Annotated in this window: 24 protein-coding genes; 6 read left to right on the top strand and 18 right to left on the bottom strand. The window is 63.2% G+C overall.

All coding sequences use genetic code 11. The features are described from left to right. Positions 1–3: 3 nt before the first annotated feature. The 9 genes from C480_RS13635 to C480_RS13595 all read right to left on the bottom strand — a co-directional run bounded on the left by C480_RS13635 (position 4) and on the right by C480_RS13595 (position 9,349). Positions 4–975 (bottom strand): isocitrate/isopropylmalate dehydrogenase family protein, encoded by a 972-nt coding sequence (locus tag C480_RS13635; protein WP_006666197.1) that lies wholly within the window; start codon positions 973–975, stop codon positions 4–6. A gap of 68 nt (positions 976–1,043) precedes the next feature. Continuing rightward, positions 1,044–1,454, bottom strand: coding sequence for a hypothetical protein (locus C480_RS13630; RefSeq protein ID WP_006666196.1), 411 nt, complete (start codon positions 1,452–1,454; stop codon positions 1,044–1,046). Between the two features lie 294 nt (positions 1,455–1,748). After that, positions 1,749–2,390, bottom strand: coding sequence for a 3-isopropylmalate dehydratase small subunit (leuD, locus tag C480_RS13625; protein WP_006666195.1), 642 nt, complete (start codon positions 2,388–2,390; stop codon positions 1,749–1,751). Further along, positions 2,387–3,808 (bottom strand): 3-isopropylmalate dehydratase large subunit, encoded by a 1,422-nt coding sequence (leuC, locus tag C480_RS13620; protein WP_006666194.1) that lies wholly within the window; start codon positions 3,806–3,808, stop codon positions 2,387–2,389. The genes leuD and leuC overlap by 4 nt, the downstream gene beginning before the upstream one ends. After that, a complete protein-coding gene (locus C480_RS13615; protein WP_049903666.1) occupies positions 3,805–4,164 on the bottom strand; it encodes a hypothetical protein in 360 nt (119 codons plus the stop codon). The genes leuC and C480_RS13615 overlap by 4 nt, the downstream gene beginning before the upstream one ends. Before the next feature lie 23 nt (positions 4,165–4,187). Further along, entirely contained in the window at positions 4,188–5,243 is a 1,056-nt protein-coding gene (ilvC, locus tag C480_RS13610; RefSeq protein ID WP_006666193.1) for a ketol-acid reductoisomerase, read from the bottom strand. Then, complete coding sequence (ilvN, locus tag C480_RS13605) at positions 5,236–5,919, bottom strand: acetolactate synthase small subunit (protein WP_006666192.1); 684 nt, start codon at positions 5,917–5,919, stop codon at positions 5,236–5,238. Before ilvN ends, ilvC begins: the two co-directional genes overlap by 8 nt. Next, entirely contained in the window at positions 5,916–7,748 is a 1,833-nt protein-coding gene (gene ilvB / locus C480_RS13600) for a biosynthetic-type acetolactate synthase large subunit (protein WP_006666191.1), read from the bottom strand. Before ilvB ends, ilvN begins: the two co-directional genes overlap by 4 nt. Before the next feature lie 356 nt (positions 7,749–8,104). Next, entirely contained in the window at positions 8,105–9,349 is a 1,245-nt protein-coding gene (locus C480_RS13595; RefSeq protein WP_241433833.1) for a LeuA family protein, read from the bottom strand. 513 nt (positions 9,350–9,862) lie between these two features. Between C480_RS13595 and C480_RS13590 the strand changes: the two genes are divergently transcribed. From C480_RS13590 to C480_RS13580, 3 genes are all read left to right on the top strand, one after another. Beyond that, positions 9,863–10,318, top strand: coding sequence for a ferritin-like domain-containing protein (locus tag C480_RS13590; protein ID WP_006666189.1), 456 nt, complete (start codon positions 9,863–9,865; stop codon positions 10,316–10,318). A 62-nt stretch (positions 10,319–10,380) separates the two neighbouring features. After that, positions 10,381–10,671: a DUF5779 family protein gene (locus C480_RS13585; protein ID WP_006666188.1), complete on the top strand. Its 291-nt coding sequence runs from the start codon at positions 10,381–10,383 to the stop codon at positions 10,669–10,671. Between the two features lie 54 nt (positions 10,672–10,725). After that, a complete protein-coding gene (locus C480_RS13580; RefSeq protein WP_006666187.1) occupies positions 10,726–10,953 on the top strand; it encodes a DUF7860 family protein in 228 nt (75 codons plus the stop codon). Between the two features lie 15 nt (positions 10,954–10,968). Here the strand turns inward: C480_RS13580 and C480_RS13575 are convergent, their stop codons facing one another. Further along, the gene (locus tag C480_RS13575) at positions 10,969–11,703 is read right to left on the bottom strand and encodes a VOC family protein (RefSeq protein WP_006666186.1); all 735 of its coding nucleotides are present in this window, start codon (positions 11,701–11,703) and stop codon (positions 10,969–10,971) included. 135 nt (positions 11,704–11,838) lie between these two features. Between C480_RS13575 and C480_RS13570 the strand changes: the two genes are divergently transcribed. Next, positions 11,839–12,543, top strand: a complete 705-nt coding sequence (locus C480_RS13570) for a hypothetical protein (protein WP_006666185.1) — start codon at positions 11,839–11,841, stop codon at positions 12,541–12,543. A 138-nt stretch (positions 12,544–12,681) separates the two neighbouring features. After that, the gene (locus C480_RS13565; protein WP_006108208.1) at positions 12,682–13,110 is read left to right on the top strand and encodes a hypothetical protein; all 429 of its coding nucleotides are present in this window, start codon (positions 12,682–12,684) and stop codon (positions 13,108–13,110) included. A gap of 107 nt (positions 13,111–13,217) precedes the next feature. Here C480_RS13565 and C480_RS23850 read toward each other — a convergent pair whose 3' ends face one another. Further along, positions 13,218–13,355: a hypothetical protein gene (locus C480_RS23850; protein ID WP_162832067.1), complete on the bottom strand. Its 138-nt coding sequence runs from the start codon at positions 13,353–13,355 to the stop codon at positions 13,218–13,220. Positions 13,356–13,516: 161 nt separating this feature from the next. Continuing rightward, positions 13,517–13,726: a ribbon-helix-helix domain-containing protein gene (locus C480_RS13560; RefSeq protein ID WP_006666184.1), complete on the bottom strand. Its 210-nt coding sequence runs from the start codon at positions 13,724–13,726 to the stop codon at positions 13,517–13,519. A gap of 123 nt (positions 13,727–13,849) precedes the next feature. Between C480_RS13560 and C480_RS13555 the strand changes: the two genes are divergently transcribed. Then, on the top strand, positions 13,850–14,179 hold the full coding sequence (locus C480_RS13555; protein WP_006666183.1) for a DUF5789 family protein: 330 nt from the start codon (positions 13,850–13,852) through the stop codon (positions 14,177–14,179). A 167-nt stretch (positions 14,180–14,346) separates the two neighbouring features. On the opposite strand, the gene aglJ is transcribed toward C480_RS13555, so the two are convergent. The 6 genes from aglJ to C480_RS13525 form a co-directional block, all read right to left on the bottom strand. Continuing rightward, positions 14,347–15,582, bottom strand: coding sequence for an S-layer glycoprotein N-glycosyltransferase AglJ (gene aglJ, locus C480_RS13550; protein ID WP_006666182.1), 1,236 nt, complete (start codon positions 15,580–15,582; stop codon positions 14,347–14,349). 116 nt (positions 15,583–15,698) lie between these two features. Continuing rightward, positions 15,699–17,024, bottom strand: coding sequence for a UDP-glucose 6-dehydrogenase AglM (gene aglM / locus C480_RS13545; RefSeq protein WP_006666181.1), 1,326 nt, complete (start codon positions 17,022–17,024; stop codon positions 15,699–15,701). A 105-nt stretch (positions 17,025–17,129) separates the two neighbouring features. Next, positions 17,130–18,509, bottom strand: a complete 1,380-nt coding sequence (locus tag C480_RS13540) for a Cdc6/Cdc18 family protein (RefSeq protein WP_006666180.1) — start codon at positions 18,507–18,509, stop codon at positions 17,130–17,132. A gap of 1,021 nt (positions 18,510–19,530) precedes the next feature. Beyond that, positions 19,531–20,514, bottom strand: a complete 984-nt coding sequence (locus C480_RS13535) for a GDP-mannose 4,6-dehydratase (protein ID WP_006666179.1) — start codon at positions 20,512–20,514, stop codon at positions 19,531–19,533. A gap of 117 nt (positions 20,515–20,631) precedes the next feature. Beyond that, positions 20,632–21,375 (bottom strand): UTP--glucose-1-phosphate uridylyltransferase AglF, encoded by a 744-nt coding sequence (gene aglF, locus C480_RS13530; RefSeq protein ID WP_006666178.1) that lies wholly within the window; start codon positions 21,373–21,375, stop codon positions 20,632–20,634. Positions 21,376–21,549: 174 nt separating this feature from the next. Next, positions 21,550–22,119, bottom strand: a complete 570-nt coding sequence (locus C480_RS13525; RefSeq protein WP_006666177.1) for a cupin domain-containing protein — start codon at positions 22,117–22,119, stop codon at positions 21,550–21,552. Between the last annotated feature and the right edge of the window lie 76 nt (positions 22,120–22,195).

Genomic DNA, 22,195 nt, shown 5'->3' with positions numbered 1-22,195 from the left:
GGCCTACAATCGCTCGATAATCGCGTTCGTCACGTCCTCAGTCGAGGCGTCGCCGCCCAGGTCGGGCGTTCGCGGCCCCTCCGCGAGCGTCGCCTCGACTGCCGCGTGGACCGCGTCGGCTTCCTCGTCGTAGTCGAGGTATTCGAGAAGCATCGCAGCTGAGATGATCGTCGCAGCCGGGTTCGCAACCCCTTCGCCGGCGATGTCGGGCGCGGTTCCGTGGACCGGTTCGAACAGCGCGCGCTGTTCGCCGATGTTCGCGCTCGGAAGAAGTCCGAGACCGCCGACGAGTCCGGCGGCGAGATCCGAGAGTACGTCGCCCGCGAGGTTCGGACACGCGACGACATCGAACTGCGTCGGATCGAGACAGACCCGCGTCGCGAAGGCGTCCATCAATACCTCGTCGGTTGCAACGCCGTGCTCCTTGGCGACCGTAGCGACGGTATCTCGAAAGAGACCGTCCGTCTCGCGCATGACGTTCGCCTTGTGCGCGATGGTGAAGCCGTCGGCGTCGACGTACTCGCAGGCGAACTCCGCGAGTTTCCGCGAGGCCGACTGCGTCGTCACGCGGGTCAGCGTCGCCACGTCCTCGGTCAGTCGATCCTCGTGACCCGCGTAGACGCCCTCCGTGTTCTCCCGCAGAAAGACCAGATCCGTCTCGGGACGAACCGCATCGACTCCCGGATAGGCCTTCGCGGGACGAACGTTAACGAACGAGTCGACCGCCTCGCGCAGCGGAAGGATCACGTCCGCCGCCGTCTCGCCGGCCGCACCGAACAACGTCGCATCCGCCGACGCCGCGAGTTCGTACGTTTCCTCGGGCAGCGCCTCGCCTGTCTTTTCTGCGACCGCGTCGCCGGCCTCGGCTTCAGTGAAACTGAACTCGAGGTCGAGCGACTCCAACACCTCGACCGCGGCGGGGGTGACTTCCTGTCCGATTCCGTCGCCGGGGATGACGGCGATCTCGTGAGTCATGTCGACATCTCTCTGGAGCGACGAAAAGAGGGTATCGATACCGTCACACATCGCGAGTCACCACGGCGTCAACACGCGTACTCGATCCGCTCCTGTCGATCCGGTTCGCCCGTCGGCCCGGACGGGCCGACGGGTTGCTCGACGTGTGAAATCGTCACCCTGTCGACGGCCCGATCGACGTGCGCGCAGCTGAACTCGGCCGCGGGTTCGTAGTACGTGTCGTCGGCGTATCGAACGTCCGTGCCGTATCGCATCCAGAGCGTCGAGGGGTAGGCCGTCGTACCGTCGGGCGGTCGATCCAGGCGAACGCCGTCGTGCCTCCGGGGGAATACACCGATAGTCTCGCCCGACTCGAGCGTCGCTTCGACGGTATACCAGCTGTACGCGTCCGGCGGGTTCGGCGCAAAGAACGACCAACTCCCGATCTCCCCGTCGGTCTCACCGTTCTGATCGAGCGAGTCGGTAAGGGGGATTCCCACGCCGAGGGCGGCAATCTGCCAAAGCAGTGATGAGACAAGGAAACAGGCGACGAGGACGGTACCGCCTTCTGGAATGGGGACCTGCGTCAGATCGAGAGGGCATGGAGATCGATTAGTAAGCGATTCCGACTTTTAATCAATCCTATAAGTGTCTTGTCTTCAACGAGACACTGCAACCGCGAGTTCTGAACTCGGTCGCACGCGATGCTGCTTCGAGTTCAGGAGCGCAAACGTGAGGGGTCAATCAGTCGACTGGACAATGGGACAATGAGCGAAAGTGGGTGCGTCGGGTCGTCAGTCGGCGCTGGACCCGGCCGCGTCACCGACGTAGGGAAGGTCCCGTGCGGTTTCGCCAACGGCACCGGCGTTCGACTTCATCAGCGCTGTCGTGTCCCAGACGCCGTCGACGAGGGCCTTGCGCTGGGCGTCGTCGACGGTCACGTCGATCGTCTGCTCGTCGTAGGTGACTTTCTCGTCCTCGATGTCGATGTTGATCTCTCCGTCGGGGTTTTCGTCGACCCAGTCCTGCAGGTCCTGGATCGTCTCGCTGTCGGCGGTGACGGTTGGAATCCCGAGCGCCAGGCAGTTGCCCGCGAAGATCTCGGCGAAGCTCTCGCCGATGATCGCGTCGATCCCCCAGCGCATCAGCGCCTGGGGGGCGTGCTCGCGCGAGGAACCACACCCGAAGTTCGAGTTCACGACCATCACGGACGAGTCCTGGAATCGGTCCTCGTTGAACGGGTGGTCTTTGAGGTCGTCATCCTCGGTAAATCGCTTGTCGAAGAACGCGAACTCGCCGAGGCCGTCGAAGGTGACGACCTTCATGAATCGTGCGGGAATGATCTGGTCGGTGTCGATGTCGTTACCGCGGATCGGCAGCCCGGACCCGGATGCGGAATCGACTTCAGGGATTTCGACCTCATCAGCGCCGGTCATACCGTCGTCACCTCCTTCAGATCGCGGACGTCAGTTACCTCGCCGGTGATCGCCGCGGCGGCGACCATCCGCGGGTTCATCAGGACCGTGCGGCCGTCCTTCGAACCCTGGCGGCCGACGAAGTTCCGGTTCGAGGAGGAGGCACAGGCTTCGTCGCCCTCGAGTTGATCTTCGTTCATGCCCAGACACATCGAACAGCCGGCGTTTCGCCACTCGAAGCCGGCGTCCTCGAAGGTGTCTTTCAGCCCTTCTTCCTCGGCGGCCTCCTGGACGCGCTGGCTGCCGGGGACGACCATCGCGCGGACGTCGTCTGCGACCTCGTGGCCCTCCACGATCCGTGCCGCGCGGCGGAGGTCGGGCAAGCGGGCGTTCGTACAGGAGCCGAGGAAGGCCACGTCGATCTCGTAGCCGTCCATCGTCTCGCCGGGCTCGACGCGCATGTGTTCCTGTGCGCGCCGGGCCGTATCCTGCTTGTCCGCGGGGAGCGCCTCGGCCTCCGGAATCGGGTCGGTGATACCGATTCCCTGGCCCGGCGTCGTCCCCCAGGTGACGACCGGCTCGAGTTCGTCGGCGTCGATACGGACGATGTCATCGTATTCGGCGTCCTCGTCGGACCGGATCGACTCCCAGTAGGGTTTGAGTGCCTCGAACTCGTCGGGGTTCTCCTGGAAGTAGTCCGTCTCTTCGAGCCACTCGTAAGTGGTTTCGTCGGGGTTGACGTAGCCTGCGCGAGCGCCGCCCTCGATGGACATGTTACAGATGGACATCCGCCCTTCCATGCCGAGGTCCTCGATGGCCTCGCCGGCGTACTCGTAGACGTAGCCGACGCCGCCCTCGGTGCCGAGGCGGCTGATGATCTCCAGGATCACGTCCTTGGCCTCGACGCCGTCGCCGAGTTCGCCGTCGACCTGGATCTTGCGGACCTTCTGTTTCTCCATGGCGACGGTGCCCGTCGCGAGCACGTCGCGGATCTGGGAGGTCCCGATACCGAACGCCAGCGCGCCGAATGCACCGTGGGTGGAGGTGTGGGAGTCACCACAAACGATGGTCTTGCCGGGCTGGGTGAGTCCCTGCTCCGGTCCGATGACGTGGACGATGCCCTGGTCGCCCGTCGTCGGATCCGAAAAGTCGATGCCGGCTTCGCGGACGTTCGCCTCGAGTTCGCTCATCATCTCCTCGGCCGCGTCCTCCTCGTAGGGTCGGGACTGGTCGGCCGTGGGGACGATGTGGTCGACGGTCGCGTGGGTGAGGTCGGGGTAGGCGACTTCGAGGTCGCGCTCGCGGAGCATGCCGAAGGCCTGCGGGCTGGTGACCTCGTGGATGAGGTGGAGGCCGACGAACAGTTGGTCCTGCCCGGTCGGCAGCGTCGTTACCTTGTGGCGGTCCCAGACCTTGTCGTACAGCGTGCGATCGCTCATGTATCGTCTACGACCCCGTCAGCGTCTGTCGCGTCTGCATCCGCATCTGCTCGACCGCGTTCGAAGACTCGGTTCGCGTCGTCGCTGTCGTTCGGCGGCGTGTGGGAGATATCTCTCATCGTCTCCGTGGAATCGCCTGTGGAGCTGCGTCGGCTGCGCGATTCCGGATCGGTCGCGGCTGGTCGCCCCCCGTCGGCCGCGACGATCGGCCCGCGGTTGAACAGGCGGCCGGCCGTCTCCCCGGTGTAGGGATTCGTGTGGCTGACCTCGCCCATCGCTTTGGTGTCCGCTCGATTCCGCTCTCGGTTCCGTTTCCGGTTCGGGTTAGCAGTCGTCTCGGATTCTGTCGTGGTCATCGGTTTGCAAATACGTTCGTGTCTCAGTCGTCCGCTGGCGCTTCCGCCGCTTCGGCGGACTCGTTGTCGTTCGACTCTTCGGCCCAGGCGAACAGGTCGCGCAGCCGTTCGCCGACCTCCTCGATCTCGTGGTTCTTCTCGGCCTGGCGAAGCTGCGTGTAGCTCGGGCGCCCGGACTGGTTCTCGAGAATCCACTCGCGGGTGAACTCGCCGTTCTGGATCTCTTCCAGCGTCTCTTCCATGTTTTCACGGACGGTCTCGTCGACGATCCGGTCGCCGCGGGAGAGGCCGCCGTACTCGGCGGTGTCGGAGACCGAGTCCCACATCTCGGCGTGGCCGCCTTCGTACATCAGATCGACGATCAGCTTGAGTTCGTTCAGGCACTCGAAGTAGGCGATTTCGGGCGAGTAGCCCGCGTCGACGAGCGTCTCGTAACCGTGTTTGACCAGCGAGGTGACGCCGCCACAGAGGACGGCCTGTTCGCCGAAGAGGTCGGATTCGACTTCCTCCCGGAAGGTCGTCTCGATGACGCCGGCGCGGGTACAGCCGATTCCCTTCGCGTACGCGAGCGCGCGGTCTGGGGCGTCGCCGCTTTCGTTCTGGTAAATCGCGAGCAGGCCGGGGGTCCCTTCATCGTTCTCGTAATTCCGGCGGACGAGGTGGCCCGGGCTCTTCGGGGCGACCATCGTCACGTCGACGCCTTCCGGCGGCTGGATCTGGTTGTAGTGGATGTTCAGCCCGTGGGCGAACTGGAGCGTATCGCCTTCCTCCAGGTTCGGTTCGATGGCGTTCTCGTAGACCGCCGGCTGGACGGTGTCCGGCACGAGGACGGAGACGTAGGATGCCTGGGAGACGGCATCTGCCGGCGTCGTGACCGTGAGCCCATCCGCTTCGGCGGCGGAGCGCGAAGACGAGTTCTCTCGGAGGCCGACGACGACATCGACGCCGCTTTCGTGGAGGTTCAGCGCGTGGGCGTGGCCCTGGCTGCCGTAGCCGAGCACGGCCACGGTGTCGTCGTCGAGCGTCGATACGTCTGCGTCGTCGTCGTAGTAGATGTCGGTGGTGAATTCGTCAGTCATCGTCTGCTGGTGCGTATTGGTTCTGCGGTTGGCTCGCCTCGGTGGCGGTCGATTCGGTCGTGCTCGCGGGCGCGGCGGTGCTCTGAATGCCGCGGGCGAGCGCCGTGGTGCCGGTGCGGTCGATCTCGCGGATACCGAACTGCTCGAAGGTCTCGATCGCGGCATCGATCTTCTGGCGCGAGCCGGTGATCTCGATCGTCGCCGTTTCGGGACAGGAGTCGACGGTCTTGCCGTCGTACATGTCCGCGACGGCCGACACCTGGGCCGGCTCGTCGGCGTCGATCTTCACGAGCGCGAGTTCGCGTCGCATCGCGTCGGATTCGAGTTCGCGCACGGAGATGACCGGCACGAGTTTGCGCAGTTGCTTCTTGATCTGGTCGATGCCGGGGTCGGGTTCCTCGACGACCAGCGTGATCCGCGCGCGGTCTTCGTCGGTCGTCGGCCCGACGGTCAGGCTCTCGATGTTGAACTGCCGTCTCGAGAACAGTCCCGAGACGTCCGAGAGCACGCCGGGTTCGTGTTCGACCAGGGTCGAGATAACGGTGCGACGAGGCTCGTGTGTGGCCTCGACCGCGGGGTCGATCCGGATACCCTGCTCGTTGCGCCGACCCGTCGGGGTCGGACGTTCGTCAGGGGCCGGACCGTCCAGCCCGCGGCGTCGGTCTCCGTCAGTCATAGCTGATCCTCCGCCAGCGCGAACTGACCGTTGTCCCCGCCGCTTGGCACCATCGGATAGACGTTCGCCTGCGGATCGATGTGCACGTCGATCACGGAGGGCCCGTCTTCGGATAGCGCCGCGGCGATCGTGTCCGCGACCTCGTCGTAGTCGTCGATCCGGAAGCCCGTCGCGCCGAAGGCCTCGGCGATCGTGTCGAACTCGGGCGTCCAGCCGTATTCCGAGGCCGAGTGGCGGCCCTCGAAGAAGGCGTCCTGCCACTGGCGGACCATGCCGATGTACTCGTTGTTGAGCACGGCGACGGTGATGTCCAAGTTCTCGCGGACGGCCACGGACAGCCCCTGTAGGGTCATCAGGAACGAGCCGTCGCCGTCGATGCAGACGACCTCCTGATCGTCGTCGGCCGCCAGGCGCGCGCCGATGGCGGCGGGCAACCCGTAGCCCATCGCGCCGAGGCCGTGACTCGAGACCCACGTCCGGGGCTCGGTGAACGTCCAGTACTGGCAGGCCCACATCTGGTGTTGGCCGACGCCGGTCGTGACGACCGCGCGATCGCTCGTGGCCTCGTCCAAGGCTTCGACGACGAACTCGGGGCGAACCGGCTCGTCTTCGGGAGCGTCGTAGGCCATCGAGTAATCGGACTTCCACTGCTGGCACTGGGCGCGCCACTTCGTCGCCTGCGGCGAGCGCTCGACGGCGTGGGCCAGCTGGGAAACGACGGTGTCGGCGTCGCCGACCAGCGGGTAGTCCGCGTGGATGTTCTTCGAGATCTCCGCGGGATCGATGTCGACGTGGATGATCTCCGCGTCCGGTGCGAACGTTTCGATACCGCCCGTGAGGCGGTCGTCGAAGCGCGTCCCGACGGCGATCATCGTGTCGCAGTGGGTGATCGCCATGTTGGCGTAGCCGGTGCCGTGCATGCCCGCCATCTCCATCGCGAGTTCGTGATCCTCGGGGAACGCGCCGATGGCCGGCATCGTCGTGACGACCGGAATCTCGTGTTCGATCGCGAACTCGCGGCAGGTCTCGCTGGCCTCGCCCTTGATGACGCCGCCGCCGAGCAGCATGACGGGTCGGTTTGCGGTCTCGATTTGCTCGGCCGCAGCCGCGACGATCTCCGGATCGGCCTCCTCGGTGAACTCGTAGGTATCGGGCGTTTCCGGAGCGTCTGGCTCGGCGTCCGTCTCGGCGTTCGTCACGTCCTTCGGCAGGTCGACCAACGTCGGGCCGGGTCGTCCCTCGCGGGCGAGTGCGAAGGCTTCGCTGACGTCGGTGCCGACGCCGTCCGGATCGGCGGCGAACGTGTTGTCCTTCGTGACCGGCGTCGTGACGCCCGTCGTGTCCGTCTCCTGGAAGGCATCGTTGCCGACGAGTTCGGTCGGCACCTGCCCGGTCAGCGCGAGCATCGGATCCGAGTCCATGTCGGCGTCCGCGATGCCGGTGACGAGGTTCGTCGCGCCCGGTCCCGAGGTGGCCAGGCAGACGCCCGGCTCGCCAGAGACGATGCCGTAGGCGTCGGCCGCGTGGGCCGCACCCTGCTCGTGGGCCATCGTCACGTGGCGGATCTCGGAGTCGTAGAGGGCGTCGTAGATGGGCATGATCGCCCCGCCCTGGACGCCGAAGGCGTACTCGACGCCGGCGTTCTCCAGCGCGCGGACGACGGATTCGGCACCCGTCGTTACGGGTTCCGCTCGTGTCTCCCCTGCTGGCGCGCTGAACTCGTCGGGTTCGGTGTCGCGCTGTGGCTGTTGTGCGTCCGGGTTTTGGTCTTGGTTTTGGTCGTCGTGCTGTTCCTCCGGTGGTGTAACCGATGTTGCGCGTTCGCTCATCGATTGCCTCCCGCCGTCGTGCGGCGATTCGACCGGGTGAATCGCTGTGACCGATACCGTGGTGTCGGTGGTGTCATCTGTAGCGTGGCTTGTCGCTCTGAAAACGATGCGGCGAAACGGGGTCGACGGTGGTGAAGTACTGAGTGAGGGGCTAGCAGGCCCCTACAATACGAATCGAGGCGAACGCGCTGCTGTCTCCCGACCGACGGGACGACGGCGCAGCGCGGAACGTCATTGCTGGTAACGTACGCTGTCCGAGGGACATAACTGTTGGGAGTGGGGTAATCGTTGCACTCTCTCACGGACGAACGCGACAGCAGGTGCTCACGACTGCTGGCAACCGAGGAGGGCATTATTCAGATGCGCACCTCCTCGTGCTCCTGGTCCTGATCCTGCTGGTCGGTCCGGTCCGATTCCTGCTGACGGTCGACATCGGCGTCCTCGGCGAACCGTTCCAGATCGCTGACCGTGACCCGACGCTTTTCCGCGCCGTAGTCCTTGACGCGGCGGGTGACCGCCCGTACCTGCTCTGTCGTTGGGTCGTAGCCACACTCCTGCAGTCGCTCGCGGACCGAGTGCGTTCCGGTGTGCTTGCCCATGACCAGTCGGCGCTCGGCACCGACCATCTCGGGGGTCATCACGCCCGGCTCGAAGGTATCGGAGTTCTCGATCACGCCGGCGGCGTGGATGCCGCTTTCGTGGGAGAAGGCGTTATCGCCGACGACCGGCTTGTTGCCGGGCGTCGCCATGCCGCTTTTCTCCTCGACGACTCGCGAGAGTTCGGCGATGCGCGTCGTGTCGATACCGGTATCGGACTGGTAGAGCGACTCGACGCTCATGACGAACTCCTCGTAGGCGGCGTTGCCGGCTCGCTCGCCGATCGAGTTCACCGAGACCTGGGCCTGGTCGGCCCCCGCTTCGATGCCGGCCAGCGCGTTCGCGGTGGCCAGCCCGAAGTCGTCGTGGGTGTGGACGTCGATCCGGGCGTCGGTGTGGGCGCAGATCTTCGCGATCATGTCCCGGAAGCGACCCGGCGTGGCGACGCCGCAGGTGTCGGGGACGTTGATCCAGTCGACGCCGGCCTCGGTGACCGCTTCGACGACGTCGATGAGGAACGTCTCGTCGGTTCGCGTCGCGTCCATCGGCGAGAACATACAGGTGACACCTGCGTCTGTGATGCGTTCGACCGACTCGACTGCGCGCTGTACAACTTCGTCTCGCGTCGCGTGCATCGAATCCTCGATCTGGACATCGCTGGTACTCACGAAGGTGTGTACCATCTCGACGCCGGAATCGAGCGCCGCGTCGATGTCGTCGTCGACGACGCGGGCTAACCCGCAGGTGGTCGTCGACGTCGAAGAAGCAATATCACGAACGGCCTCGAACTCCGCGTCGGAGTTGACAGGGAATCCCGCCTCGATGACGTGGGTCCCCATGTCGTCCAGAATCGCGGCGATCTGCCGTTTATCGTCGTACGAGAACGATGTTCCGGGCGATTGTTCACCATCCCGGAGGGTGGTATCGAAGACACGTGCTGACTCGATTTCGTCAGTGGAATCTAACGTGCCCTGGAAGAACTCGACCCCCCTGACTGGTGTCAGAGGATGGGCTGTCTTGGTGAGACATTGTATCCGAATCCGAGGGTGGATGTTCTATATAAATCTGGTGCCTAGATACCGGTCTCCTGATGTGCTGATCGATCATGATGGAATCTGCCAGTGAGAAATCGCAAGCAACCAACGGCACTAATCAATATAATGCCCCTAATACCATACTTTGCAAAACCGGCTCGTTTTGCCAAACCGGCGCATGGAGACCCGCAACTGGTGCCGAACGGGAGCACCGAACGCTGGCGCGCGCCATACAGTGGACGTTTGGTCACTAGTCCCAGGAACGAGTTACTTTCCAGTAACATACATCAATTTCGACCCGGTATCGAGGACGAATGGGCAATGATGTCGAACGTTGCTGTCGAGTTCAGCGATCGGTCCTGACGGTGTTCGACCGCGAGCGGTGACAGCAATATCTCCTTCCGAATAAATCACTGCCGGCCTCGCGTGTGTCTCGTATGCAGGTATCACTACTTTACTCTCCGTCGGTGAACGGTCATCCGTATGACGACCGACGAGATCACCGAACTGCTGACCGAGGCCTACGTCGACGAATTGGAGACCGTGATGAACTACCTGACCAACGCGATCGTTCTCGACGGCGTCCACGCCGAAGAGGTCAAAGAGAGTCTCGAAGCCGACGTCCAAGAAGAACTCGAACACGCCCGAATGCTCGGGAATCGGCTGAAACAACTCGAGCAGTCACCGCCCGGCTCGGCGGCCTTCGAGGCGAGCCAGTCGGGCCTGCAGCCGCCCGAAGACACGACCGACGTCCAATCAGTCATCGAGGGCGTACTCGAGGCCGAAGAGGACGCGATCGAAACCTACCAGTCGCTTCACGAGGCCGCTACCGAGGCGAACGACCCGGTGACAGAAGACGTCGCCGTGACGATTCTATCCGACGAGGAGGCCCATCGGACGGAGTTCCGCGGGTTTCAAAAGGAGTTCCCGAGCGACTGATCGAGATCCGAACACTCTCTAGCAGAGGAACGTTTTTCTCATCGCGCTCCCAGGAAGCCCACATGAGCGACTTCGACCTCGATCTCCGGGCGGTCGAGGAACACATCGACGAGGAACTCGACATCGAAGGAAGCATCGTACTCGGCGTCCTCGACGGAGAGACGCCGCCGAACGAGTGGTTAGAGGCGATTTCGAAGGGAAACGTCCTCGTCCTCTGCGTCGAGGGCGACGTCAATGACCTCGCGTCCGGATTCGCCCGCGACGTCAGAGAATCCGGCGGCAACCTGGTCCACTTCCGCGGATTCTTGCTTGTCACGCCGCCCGGCGTCGACGTGAGTACTGACAGATTGTAGCCACTGGCGGCAACATCTCATAACGATTAGGGTACTGGAGCGAGACGACTGCGTATGGGACGTTACGGTTCACTCGATTACGCCCGTCTGACCAAAACCGGCTTCCTGCTCGGCCTCGGCGTGTTCGCCCTCGGTGCCGGCGGTGAACTCGCCGGAAACGCCTTCTACGGTGGCCTGCCCGGCTGGGAACACACCCTCTTTTTCTACGCCGAGGTACTCGGCCTCTTGATCGGATTCTTCTCCCCCTGGGTCTTCGGCATCGTGCTTCCGCTTACCGAGTAGCGTTGCGGTTGCGAACTACGGCGACACGAACGTCACGACGTGACCGTCCGGATCGCGAACGACGACTTCGTCGTCCGTCTTCCGGTCGACCTGCCGCACCCGATCGGCGACCGCCTCGAGTTCGGCCAGCGGTGTCTCGGTTTCGAATCCGAGATCGACGTGGACGCCTCCTCTCGCGTTTGCGATGCCGAGATGGGGTTCCCACAACTCGAGTGCCACCGGACCGTCCAGGCGAACGCGGGTTCTGTTCTCGCCGGTGTCGGCCGTCTCGAAGCCAAGCGCAGTGTAGAACGACCGAGCGCGGTCGAGGGATTCGACTTCGAGGACGACTTCGAAGATGCCGTCGATTCCCGGGCCGGCAACGTCCTGTTGGCCGAGTTCGACGCAGTTTCCGTCGGGATCGTAGAGGTAGAGCGACGTTGCGGGGCCGAACTGGGCTTCCTCGAGTTCGTAGCCGGCGTCCGTCAGTCGGGTCCACCAGTCGTCGTACTCCGCGGCCGGAATCGAGAACGCATAATGGGTGTGGAGTCCGCCGCGCGGAACGCTTTCGGGCCGACGGAGGATGAGGGACGTGTCGCCGGCGGTAACGGCGAGTTCTGCGTTCGATTCCGAGTCCGGCTTCGGGTCCGATGCCGCCGCGCCCGTCTCGCGATCCGTCCGCACCGGCAACTCGAGCAGGTCGGTGTAGAACTCGCGCGCTGCGTCGAGATCCTTGACCTCGAGGGCGAGCCAGGAGAGTCCGGTGAGCATCTGTCTCTACGCCCGTCTACGCAGGAGTGGCACATAGATGCGTTGCCGGCACGCAGGCTGTGCGACGGCGCCGATGGTCGCATATCGGCACCAGCCACTGTCACGTTTATGGGAGGACCCCACGTAGCAACTCGCATGTCCTTTCGCGTCGACGAGCGCGCAACCGAGTTCGTTGAAATCGACCGCTTCGACGGTGGCGTCGGCTGGATCGCCCATCCCGACGAGCGGATGCAACGCGCGAGCCACGCCCTCGTCGTCGACGGCGACCGCACGCCCTCGGGTGACGATGTCTGGGTGTTCGATCCGGTCGACGTCGAGGGTGTCGATCGGCTGCTCGCCGACCTCGGCGAGGTCGCCGGCGTCGTCGTCTGCCTCGACCGTCACACGCGCGACGCCGCCGAACTCGCGAACCGACACGACGTGCCGGTCTATCTCCCGGAGTTCTTCGACGGCGTCACGGACGAGCTCGACGCACCGGTCGCTCGCTTTTCCGACGACATCTCCGATACCGGGCTCGAAGCACACACCGTCGTGGACAACCGATTCTGGCAGGAAGTTGCGGTCTACAATCCGGACAACGGCACCCTGCTGGTCCCCGAAGCCGTCGGGACGAGCAGCTACTTCCTCGCCGGCGACGAACGCCTCGGCGTCCATCCAGTGTTGCGGCTCTCCCCGCCGACGGATGCCCTCAGCGGGTTCGCACCCGAGCGCGTCCTCGTCGGCCACGGCTCCGGCGTGACCACCGCTGCAGCAGTCGCCCTCGAAAATGCGCTCCTGAACTCGCGGCGAGGCACGCCGCGGCTGTACGCCGGGATGGCTCGACGATTCCTTCCGCTGTAGACGCGCTCGGTTCAGCCACCGCCGATCGACTGCGGTGCCCCGTTTCGCTCGCAGCGTTCGTCTCCGAGTTCACCGACAGGTTCGGCCTCGCGCCCGTGCCAGGGATACATCTAACTATCCGCTCGTCGTATCTCGACTGTGGTTTACATCACGCGTGCACTCGTCGACGTGTTGCTCGACCTCGCCAGCGACGCCGATCCCGACCGCGTGGCCACCGGCGTCTCGGTCACTCCCGCAAGCGAACTCGCCGGTGACGATGCGGACACACTCCCACCCGATACGCCGGTCTTTACGGACTTCTACCTTCCAGATCCGGGCAACGCCATCAACGCCGTCTTCGGCGTCGATCTATCCACGCCGGCCGGACAGGCCCAGGGCCAATTCGTTTCCCATCCGCTTCGTGAACTCGAAGTAACGAGGCGGGATGATCTCGCACAGGTCGTCTTCGTCGCCGTGCCACCGTGGACGGACGCCGAAGACTCCTTCGGCGTGTTCGATCGAAGCGGCACGCGCCAACCCCTCGAGATCCTCGATGCCAGTCCGCCGGAACAGACGTTGACTGATTGAGACACACTACTGACGGAAGATGGAAGATTCGTCTCCGCGTGTGGCCGAGCTGTATCACGAGACGGCACGGAACGCGAATCAAAGAAAATTGATCGGTGGCGTCAGTCTTAGTCGCCAGTCGGTGACGGCCAGTTGCCATCATCGATAATTCGATCGATGATACCCCGTCGATTCGGCGAAGATCCACTGTCGTTCTCATCATCGTCGCCGTCCGTCGGCGTTGGGAAGTTCGGAACGTGTGGCATCTATCTACCCTCCATCTCGAACTAGCGACTCGATGCGGAAAGTCCCACTGGTGGTTTCGGGCCTGCAAAGGTCAGTAAACCTATTGGCCGCACTGAACGCAAACCCGTTACACGTTATCACTACTCGGTACTCGACACTCGCAGCCCTTACTCATCGCTCGCTACTCGAGATACCCCAACCCCCGAAGTTGTTCGGTGATTTCCTCGAACTCGGCTTCCGTCAGCTTCCCCTGTTTCTGGTGTTGAATAACGATACTGCGCAACAGGAACCGAACCAGGTCGCTCGTACTCTGAAAGCTCGTCCCCTCGATCGTCTCGTCGACGCGGTCGGCGAGATCCTTCGGGATCGAAACTGTGGTATACTCGGTCACAGTCAATACTCCGTCGCGGAACCCAAATGCGTGTCGCCACGGGAAATATGAACTGTATACTAGCGGCCAGCGCGGATCCGGAGTCCGTAGCGGTTTTTATATTTCGCCAGTCTACTGAGAGGTATGGGAGTCCGGCCACCATCGAACGGAGACGACGACGAACCGGAAAGCATCGAGTTCGGGATCGCCGCCGTCGACGCCGCCCTCAGATCCGCCGATCTCACCTTTCCGGCCACGAAAGACGATGTCGAAGCCGCACTCGGTCACGAACGAATTCCCTACGATGCCCACGGGAACGACGTGAGCCTGGGCGAGATGCTTGCCGAGGTCCAGACGCGAACGTTCGACACGCGACAGGAGTTGCTGAACGAACTCCATCAGCCGTTCGAGGCGTACCGGCGGGAACACTCGGGCGGTGTCTTCCAGCAAGTACGGTCGATGTTGCCGTTTTGAGCGCCCGAGAGCGGCGGTGTAAGCGACTGGGTCGATCCGGATCGACAAGACGTGTCTCTGACGGCAGTCCCGTGGACACCGCTCTCACGTTCTCACCTTCTCACCCTCTTACTCCCGTACTCTCTCCGACGGTGCGGCAGGACACAACCACCGAGCGGACGACCACCCTACTCGCCGCGGCGGTCCGTTTCGGAGGTGACGGTGTGGTCAGTGGCGTCAGTCGGATCGGTTGAGGGATCCGGTTTGGGCTCGGACTCGGGCTCCGCTGCGGATCCGGTTTCGGCCGCGGTCTCCGAGTCGGTCACACCGTCCGATTCGGTCTCGGTTCCGAACTCGTGGCTGTGTCCTGATCTGTGGGCAGACTCCACTCCCTGAACGTCCGCGTTTCGCGTAATTTGTTCGAGACGCCGGCGTTGCTCGCGATGAAGCGTCACGAGCATGTCCGAGAGGACGCCGAACATGAGCAACTGAACGCCGAGTAGGATCGCCGCCGCGGAGACGAGCGCGAGGATTTCGTGGCCGACTCCGTACTGGAACCACCGCCAGAGGACGTACGACGCGATCGCGCCGCCGGCAGCGATGCCGGCAGTTCCGAGGCTGCCGAAGTAAAACAGCGGGTTGTTAGTCTTGGCGAGCGAGTACAGCGCCAAGATGATCGTCCCGCCGTCAGCGATCGGGTGCAGATTCGTCTCGGATTCGGCCGGGCGGGCACTGTAACTCACCGGGACGACCGCCGTGTCGACGCCGTGTTTCACGCACTCGACGGCGAGTTCAGTTTCGATGGTAAAGCCGTCCGAGTCGAGCGAGAGGCGTTCGAACGAGTCGGTCGTAAACGCCCGGTAGCCCGAGAGGATGTCGTCGTAGTCCGCGCCGTGGATGACGCGGAAGGAGCGGTTGATCAGTCGGTTGCCGACGCCGTTGAGCGCCCGCATCGCGTCGTCGTCCATGTCCGCAAACCGGTTGCCGATGACGTGGTCGTACCCTCGAGCGAGGGGTTCGAGCATGGTCTCGGCGTCCGCCGGGTCGTAGGTTCCGTCTCCGTCGAGCATCAGGACGTACGGTGCGTCGATGTGGGGGACGGCCTCGCGGACGGCCTGCCCCTTCCCCTCGCCGGATTGAACGAGCACTCGTGCGCCGTGGTCGCGGGCGACCGCTTTCGTGTCGTCGGTCGAGCCGCCGTCGACGACGAGGACGTTCGGATACCCGCGGGTACGGAAGTCGTCGATTACGTCCCCGATTGTCGCTCCTTCATTGAGCGTTGGAACGAGGACACAGACCTCGTGCGTCGAAATTTCTCGCGCTTCGGCGTCGGTAGAGACAGTCGTGCTGGCGCGTTCGCCGTGGGTCTCCCCGTCGATGGTCTTGGGCTCGGCTGCGTGCACGCGAGAGTCGTTATCCGTCATCCGCCATCGATACCCACTCGTTGGCCGGTATGCAAAAGGATACTGATATGCACACTTCGCGGAGCGGACATCCCGCGGAGTGACCGTCGCCGTCCCGTACTCACACCTGCGATGCCCTACCAGGTCAGCCCCTCGTAGACCGCGAGTTCATCCGGATCGACCTCGATCCGCCGGCCGTCGACGACGATTTTCCGGGCCATCCCGTCGAACTCGAGGTCGTCGAACGCGGGCCAGTCGGTGGCGACGACGGCTCCGTCGGCGTCCGCGAGCGCGTCCTGAGGCGAGTCGGCGAACTCGACGGCGGGATCGGTATCGAGTTCAGGATGGTGCGTACGGACGTTTTCGATCGCGACCGGATCGTACGCGACGACGGTTGCGCCGCGGTTTCGGAGCGTCTCGATCACGTCCAGTGCGCGGGATTTTCGGATGTCGTCGGTGCCGGGTTTGAACGAGAGGCCGAGGACGGCGACGCGGGCGTCCGCGAGCGAGACGTGGTCTTCGAGGAGGGAGACGAGTCGCCGCGGTTGCTCGTCGTTGATCGAGACGACGGCGTCGAGCAGGTCCGGATCGTACCCCTGCTCGCGAGCGCCGGCGCGGAGCGCGGCGACGTCCTTCGGGAAGCACGAGCCGCCCCAGCCGAGTCCGGAGCGCATGAACCGTTCCGAGATGCGGTCGTCGAGACCGACGGCGGCCAGTACGTCGTAGGCGTCCGCCCCGTACTCCTTCGCGATGTTCCCGAGTTCGTTGACCAGCGAGACTTTCGACGCGAGGAAGGCGTTGTTGGCGTACTTGATGAGCTCGGCTTCGCGCACGTCGGTTTCGACGAGGTCGGTGTCCTCGCGTTCGAGGATCGGGGCGTAGAGTTCACGCAGCGCGGCGGCGGCAGCGTCGCTCGTCGCGCCGACGACGACTTTGTCCGGTTCGAGGAAGTCTCGAACGGCCGTTCCCATCCGCAAGAACTCGGGGTTCATCGCGAGGTCGATTCCGTCGCCGATCGCGGTACCGGATTCGCGTTCGAGAACGGGTCCGACGACGTCTTCGGTGGTGCCGGGGAGGACGGTGCTCTTGACGACGACGAGGTGGTCGTCCTCGTCGTCGCCGGCGGTCGGCTTCCCCGCGAGTGCGCGCCCGAGCGACTCCGCGCCGGCGCGCATCGGTGCGAGGTCGAGACTGCCGTCGTCGGCCTGCGGCGTCGGCAGGCAGAGGAAGGTCACGTCGGTCTCGCGAACCTCGGCGTAGTCCGTCGTCGCGCGCAGGTTCGTTCCGGCGTGCTCCGCGATGCGCTCTGCGAGCCCCGACTCGTGGATCGGGGCTTCGCCGGCGTTGATGGTCTCGACGATACCCTCGTCGATTTCGACGTTGACGACCTCGTGACCGAGGTCCGCGAGGCAAGCGGCGACCGTCGTCCCGACGTACCCGCTGCCGACGATGGAGACGTGCATAGTCCTACGCTAGGCGATGTCGGGCTGGCGTTAGTCGTTTTTGATCCGGGCGCGGTTCAGCCGGTCGGCGGGGAACGCCGGCCGAGTTCGTCGCGCAATCGGCGGTTAGCTCTCGATGATTTTGCCGATCCGCCGGCGCATCCGCGAATCGATGGGAATCCGCGCACAGCGCTCGTCGAGCCCGATCGTCTGCAAAATGAGACTCGAATCGTCGAGCAAGGAGAGCTGCAGATAAGTCCCCTCGCGATAGCCGTCGCTCGTCCGCGTCATATCGATGATCTTCAGGGTCTCGTACTCCCGAAGCTGATCCGTGATCCGCTTTTTCCCGAGGACGTTCGTATCGATCGCCTCCGCGAACGCCCGGTAGACGCGGTACATCTCCGTCGCCTTGAACGCCGATCGCTCGCTGAACTCGTCCATCGTCGCGAGCGCCCCGATCGCGATCTTCGCCTGCGTCGGGCAGCCGCGAATGAGGTCCTGAATCCGCGTCACCTCGGCGTCGTCGTTCGCCACCCGAACGTGCTCCTCGCGAACGCGCGCTGCGTCGTTGTCTCGGGCGACCTCGCCCGCGAGCCGAAAGAGGTCGATCGCCCGCCGCGCGTCGCCGTGTTCCTGTGCCGAAAACGCAGAACAGAGGGGAATCACGTCGTCGGTCAACACGTCCTCGCGGTACGCGTCTCGCCGCCTGGTCAAAATATCCCCGAGCTGGTTCGCATCGTAGGCCGGAAAGACGATTTCGTCCGGCGAAAACGAACTCTCGACACGGGTATCGAGGCGGTCGCCGTACTTGAGGTCGTTGCTGATTCCGATGACCGTGATGCTCGCGTCGACGTCGTTCTCCTCGCCCGCCCGCGAGAGTTGCATGAGGAGTTTGCTGTCGTCGGCCTCTTCGGGCGGCACGTTCTGGACGTCGTCGGGCGGTGCGAGACGATCGATCTCGTCTAACACGACGATTATCGCGTCGTACAGCGCGTCGATAACCTGCCACAGCCGATCGTAGTACGCGCCCGTCGCGATCCCGGAGTGCGGAATCGTCACTCCCGTTTCGTCGGGCTCGTTGAGCCGCTTTGCGAGGTGGATCACGGTCTGGACCTCCGAGCGGCGCTGCGCGCAATCGATGACGGCCCGTCCGATTCGAACGCCGTTTTCCTCGCCCCGTCCGACGACCTCGCGGCTGACGTACCGGGTGACCAGTGTCTTTCCCGAGCCGGATTTGCCGAGCAGGAGCGTTCCCTTTCCCGTCCCCCCGGAAATCGTCGGCTTAAGTCGCCGAGCGACGGTCTCGATCTGGTTGTTTCGCCCGACGATCTTGTTCTGGTCGGGCACGTGATCGATGCGAAGGAGATCCTCGTTCGCAAAAATCCGGTCCTCCTCGTCGAGGACCGACAGCGGATCGTCGCGAGATTCGGAGCGAGAGTGAGCTACGGCACCGTGCTCGGCGGCGAACTCGCCGAGCGTTTCACCCTCCTCCACGAACAGCGTCATACACCGTCTTTCAGATGATTTCCGTTTAGTTCTTTCTTCTCGTTTCCACTGTACGGAGATCGGCCTGCTCCCCCTATCTCGGCCACGGTTTCCGTATTCAGCTACTCGTCCCTCGTTTTGGCTCTCCGTAGGGTGTGATACACCACGTATCAAATGAATTCCGTTTCGATGATTGACTCCGGAACGTGATTTCGCCAGTTGTGCAGTACGAACCGACACCGGATTTCAAATGAAATCACGGATGACAGTTGTCGTGATCCGTTCGACGACACACCCACACCGGATTTCAAATGAATTGAACGGTCGAGAGTCGGGATGGGTTCGCTCGCAAAATCAGGATCCGGTCGTTTGACTCTCGGTATGTTACCCTGCGCAGTGATAGTATACCTGTCCGCGCAGCGATAGCTTCGTCTTCGTATTGAAGTCACGCGACCGGTTCGGTTTCCCGGTCGATCAAGCGGAACTGCCCCCTCGAACAACCGCGTCCCGAGAGTTCACCGAAACGGTGCACGACAGCGGCGATCGATCCGTCCCGAACTGACTGACCGCGTTGGACGGATTTTGAGACCGAATCATCTGAAATCCGGTGTGCGGTATCCGCTTCGCAAAATCTTGAACTCGCGTGTGGTCGGTTCCGGAACGCGATCGGGAGTCTCGTGTGAATCTATCCATTATAACCGCACTGCTGGTACCGATCGACGTTCACGAAAATTGCCGTTGTAAGCTACCTATCCTATTTCTCTACCGTTCGTACTACTACTAGATTACCTCTATAGAAATAGTTATGTTATATTCGATGGGTCTCCGCGGACCCACCGCAAGAATGCGGCTCTGCAGTCTCGCTACCGCTGTTTCTTGTCGGTATCGACGCCCACCCTCTCGGTCGGCTGAACGCCCCACCCCGGCCGTTGGCCGCCGGATTCATTTGAAATCCGGTGTGGGGGAGCGAGAACTGGCCGCGGGAACGGATATTCGCGCTCAGGTCGAGTTCTCGGCAGGCGGGAAGGGAATCGAGTCTGCGCTACGAGTTCAGGACGAGCGGTTCGTACCAATCGCGGTTCGCCCGGTACCACTCGACGAACTGCGAGACGCCCTCTCTAATGTCGACCGTGGGCTCGTAACCGAGCAGATCGGTTGCCTTCGAGACATCCGCGTGGGTGTGGCGCGCGTCGGCTTCCTTGGCGTCGTCGTATTCGAGATCGACGGGCGCGCCGGTCTCGTCGACGATGTGAGTTGCCAGCGCCTCGATCGTGATGGTCCCGGTCGAGCCGACGTTTATGACCTCGCCGTCGGCAGCGTTCGTCTCGAGAAGGGAGAGATTTGCGTCGACGATATCGTCGATGTAGGTGAAATCGCGGGTCTGTTTCCCATCTCCGTAGATCACCGGCGGCTCGCCGTTGAGACAGCGGGAGGTGAAGTTCGTGATCGCCATGTTCGGTCGCATCCGCGGGCCGTACACGGTGAAATAGCGGAGGCTCACGGTCGGGACGTCGTAGACCTCGTTCCAGACGCGACAGTAGTGCTCGGCCGTGAGTTTGGTCACGCCGTAGGGGCTCTGGGGCACGTTCTGGTGGTCCTCGTCGTACGGCAGATACTCGACCTCGCCGTACACCGACGAGGACGAGGCGTTGACGACCCGTTCGACGCCGTACTCGTCGGCTGCGAGCAACAGGTTGAGCAACCCCGTCGTGTTGATCTCGTGGGGTTTTTTCGGATTCTCGACGCTGGTCCGCACGCCGGCCTGGGCGGCCTGGTGGTAGATGAACTCGATGTCCTGGCTCGAGACGACATCGCGGACGAGTTCGTCGTTCGTGATCGAACCCTCGATGAACTCGTAGCGGTCGCCGCCCGCGTCGCGGCATCGTTCGATGTTCCGTTCTTTGAGTCCGAGATCGTAGTACGGATCGAGCACGTCGAGAGCGGTGACAGTGTGGCCCGTTTCTAACAGTCGTTCGCCGATGTGAGAGCCGATAAAGCCCGCACCGCCGGTGACGAGGACGTTCATATCGGCTTTCATTACGCGGTGTCGTTAGTGCGTTTCGAACCGATCAGGAGCGCGGAAAGTCGGCGCTACATCTGCGTGGTCGTTTTGCGCTTGAGATACTGCACTCGAGATACGGATTCAGGTCGACTCAGAATCCGTGACCGACGGCGCTTTGCCCTGTATCCGCTCCTCCGCCATTTCACGGTCCTCGGGATAGCCGACATCGATCCGCCAGCCGTCCATCCGGATCGCGTCGATCGTCCGCCCGGACTGGATCAGCAGATCGATGGCGTCCGGGAGTTCGTACTCGCCGCGGTCGCTGGGTTGGACGAGATGGCAGGCGTGGAAGATCGCCGGTGTGAACGTATAGAAGCCGGTCATCACGAGGTTCGACGGCGGCTCGTCGGGCTTTTCGACGACTTCGACGATTTCGCCGTACTCGTTCGTATCGAGCACGCCGTAGCGCGAGGCCTCCTCGTAGGGCACCTCTTCGACGAGAAACGCCGCGTCAGCACGATCCTCCTGCTGGCGATTGACGACATCGCCGAGGTTCCCGCGGAAGACGTTGTCGCCGAGCATCAACATGAACTCGTTCTCGACGTGCGGTTCCGCCTGGAGGATGGCGTGTGCGAGTCCGAGCTGCTCGCGCTGGTGGGCGTACGTGATCGGTACGCCCTCGTACTCGTCGCCGTAGCGTTCGATGATCTGCTCTTTCTGGTAGCCGACGACGACGATGAACTCGGTCGCGCCGATGTCGAGGAGATTGTCGAAGACGTCCTCGATGAGCGGCGTCCCGTCGACTTCGACGAGGACTTTTGGTTTGTCCTCGGTCAACGGCCGAAGGCGAGTCCCCTTGCCCGCGGCCAGTACGACTGCTTGCATATGGGTAATGGTCCGAACCTAGTACTATATGTCTTCGGGATGCACCTTCGCCGCGAGCGCTGTCGAATCGAGGACATTCGAGAGTCGGGCAGCCCGTCGTAGGCCCGTAGTGGTGTTGTTGTGACCTCCCCTCCGTAGGGAAAACTGGAAGCCGCGGATCTGGGCCGGAAACGGCTATTCACGCAGCTGGAATCGCTCTTTTCTGTACAGGTCGTTCGCTTCGTCCGACGGCACGTACCCGATTCCGTAGTGGTTGTCGTCCGGGTACACGTGCAGCGACCGCGTCCGGACCGGACTGTAGACCGCGTGAATGTCCGAACCGGTCCGCGGGTCGACGATGCCCGCGTCGCCCGGATTGCAAACGGTGCTCTCGACGACGTTCAGGTCGTACTCGTTACCGGCAATTTTCTCTGCTTCCATGTCGGCGACGAAGAGCTGTCCGTCGACGAGCACCTCGAAGCAAGGGCGGCCGTGGTGTTCGTGAGGCAGAAGTGCGTATTCCGGTGGCCATTCCATGAATCGAATGACGGGTCCGTCCGATTCGCGGTGGACCAGCCGTCGAGTGTAGGAGTCCTCCGCATGCTCGGTCTCAACGCCGTCGAAGAACCCGTCGGTTTCAATCGCGTCTCGAAGAATAGCCGGCCCCTCTTCGATGAATGTGCCGTCACCCTGCGCGAGTAAATCTCTGAGCTGTTCGTATGCGGCGCGAACACGGTCGTTCGAAGCAGTTCTGGAGGGCGCCATCAGCACACTATATATGCGTTACCTTCTTGATGTATTTTTCCCTTATCTATGACGAGTGAGAAACTGCCACGATTGA

The sequence above is a fragment of the Natrialba aegyptia DSM 13077 genome (genome assembly GCF_000337535.1).
GTDB classification, from domain to species: domain Archaea; phylum Halobacteriota; class Halobacteria; order Halobacteriales; family Natrialbaceae; genus Natrialba; species Natrialba aegyptia.
This window is presented reverse-complemented; position numbering and strand designations above follow the sequence as displayed.

What these genes read in the sequence shown, in the direction of transcription:
- aglM (WP_006666181.1), bottom strand. Translation starts at nt 17,024, where the DNA reads ATGCACGTCTCCATCGTCGGCAGCGGGTACGTCGGGACGACGGTCGCC.
- C480_RS13615 (WP_049903666.1), bottom strand. Translation starts at nt 4,164, where the DNA reads ATGACCACGACAGAATCCGAGACGACTGCTAACCCGAACCGGAAACGG.
- ilvN (WP_006666192.1), bottom strand. Translation starts at nt 5,919, where the DNA reads ATGACTGACGGAGACCGACGCCGCGGGCTGGACGGTCCGGCCCCTGAC.
- C480_RS13590 (WP_006666189.1), top strand. Translation starts at nt 9,863, where the DNA reads ATGACGACCGACGAGATCACCGAACTGCTGACCGAGGCCTACGTCGAC.
- leuD (WP_006666195.1), bottom strand. Translation starts at nt 2,390, where the DNA reads ATGACCGGCGCTGATGAGGTCGAAATCCCTGAAGTCGATTCCGCATCC.
- C480_RS13535 (WP_006666179.1), bottom strand. Translation starts at nt 20,514, where the DNA reads ATGAACGTCCTCGTCACCGGCGGTGCGGGCTTTATCGGCTCTCACATC.
- leuC (WP_006666194.1), bottom strand. Translation starts at nt 3,808, where the DNA reads ATGAGCGATCGCACGCTGTACGACAAGGTCTGGGACCGCCACAAGGTA.
- C480_RS13575 (WP_006666186.1), bottom strand. Translation starts at nt 11,703, where the DNA reads ATGCTCACCGGACTCTCCTGGCTCGCCCTCGAGGTCAAGGATCTCGAC.
- C480_RS13555 (WP_006666183.1), top strand. Translation starts at nt 13,850, where the DNA reads ATGGGAGTCCGGCCACCATCGAACGGAGACGACGACGAACCGGAAAGC.
- C480_RS13570 (WP_006666185.1), top strand. Translation starts at nt 11,839, where the DNA reads ATGTCCTTTCGCGTCGACGAGCGCGCAACCGAGTTCGTTGAAATCGAC.
- C480_RS13635 (WP_006666197.1), bottom strand. Translation starts at nt 975, where the DNA reads ATGACTCACGAGATCGCCGTCATCCCCGGCGACGGAATCGGACAGGAA.
- C480_RS13585 (WP_006666188.1), top strand. Translation starts at nt 10,381, where the DNA reads ATGAGCGACTTCGACCTCGATCTCCGGGCGGTCGAGGAACACATCGAC.
- ilvB (WP_006666191.1), bottom strand. Translation starts at nt 7,748, where the DNA reads ATGAGCGAACGCGCAACATCGGTTACACCACCGGAGGAACAGCACGAC.
- aglF (WP_006666178.1), bottom strand. Translation starts at nt 21,375, where the DNA reads ATGCAAGCAGTCGTACTGGCCGCGGGCAAGGGGACTCGCCTTCGGCCG.
- ilvC (WP_006666193.1), bottom strand. Translation starts at nt 5,243, where the DNA reads ATGACTGACGAATTCACCACCGACATCTACTACGACGACGACGCAGAC.
- C480_RS13540 (WP_006666180.1), bottom strand. Translation starts at nt 18,509, where the DNA reads ATGACGCTGTTCGTGGAGGAGGGTGAAACGCTCGGCGAGTTCGCCGCC.
- aglJ (WP_006666182.1), bottom strand. Translation starts at nt 15,582, where the DNA reads ATGACGGATAACGACTCTCGCGTGCACGCAGCCGAGCCCAAGACCATC.
- C480_RS13580 (WP_006666187.1), top strand. Translation starts at nt 10,726, where the DNA reads ATGGGACGTTACGGTTCACTCGATTACGCCCGTCTGACCAAAACCGGC.
- C480_RS23850 (WP_162832067.1), bottom strand. Translation starts at nt 13,355, where the DNA reads ATGCCACACGTTCCGAACTTCCCAACGCCGACGGACGGCGACGATGAT.
- C480_RS13525 (WP_006666177.1), bottom strand. Translation starts at nt 22,119, where the DNA reads ATGGCGCCCTCCAGAACTGCTTCGAACGACCGTGTTCGCGCCGCATAC.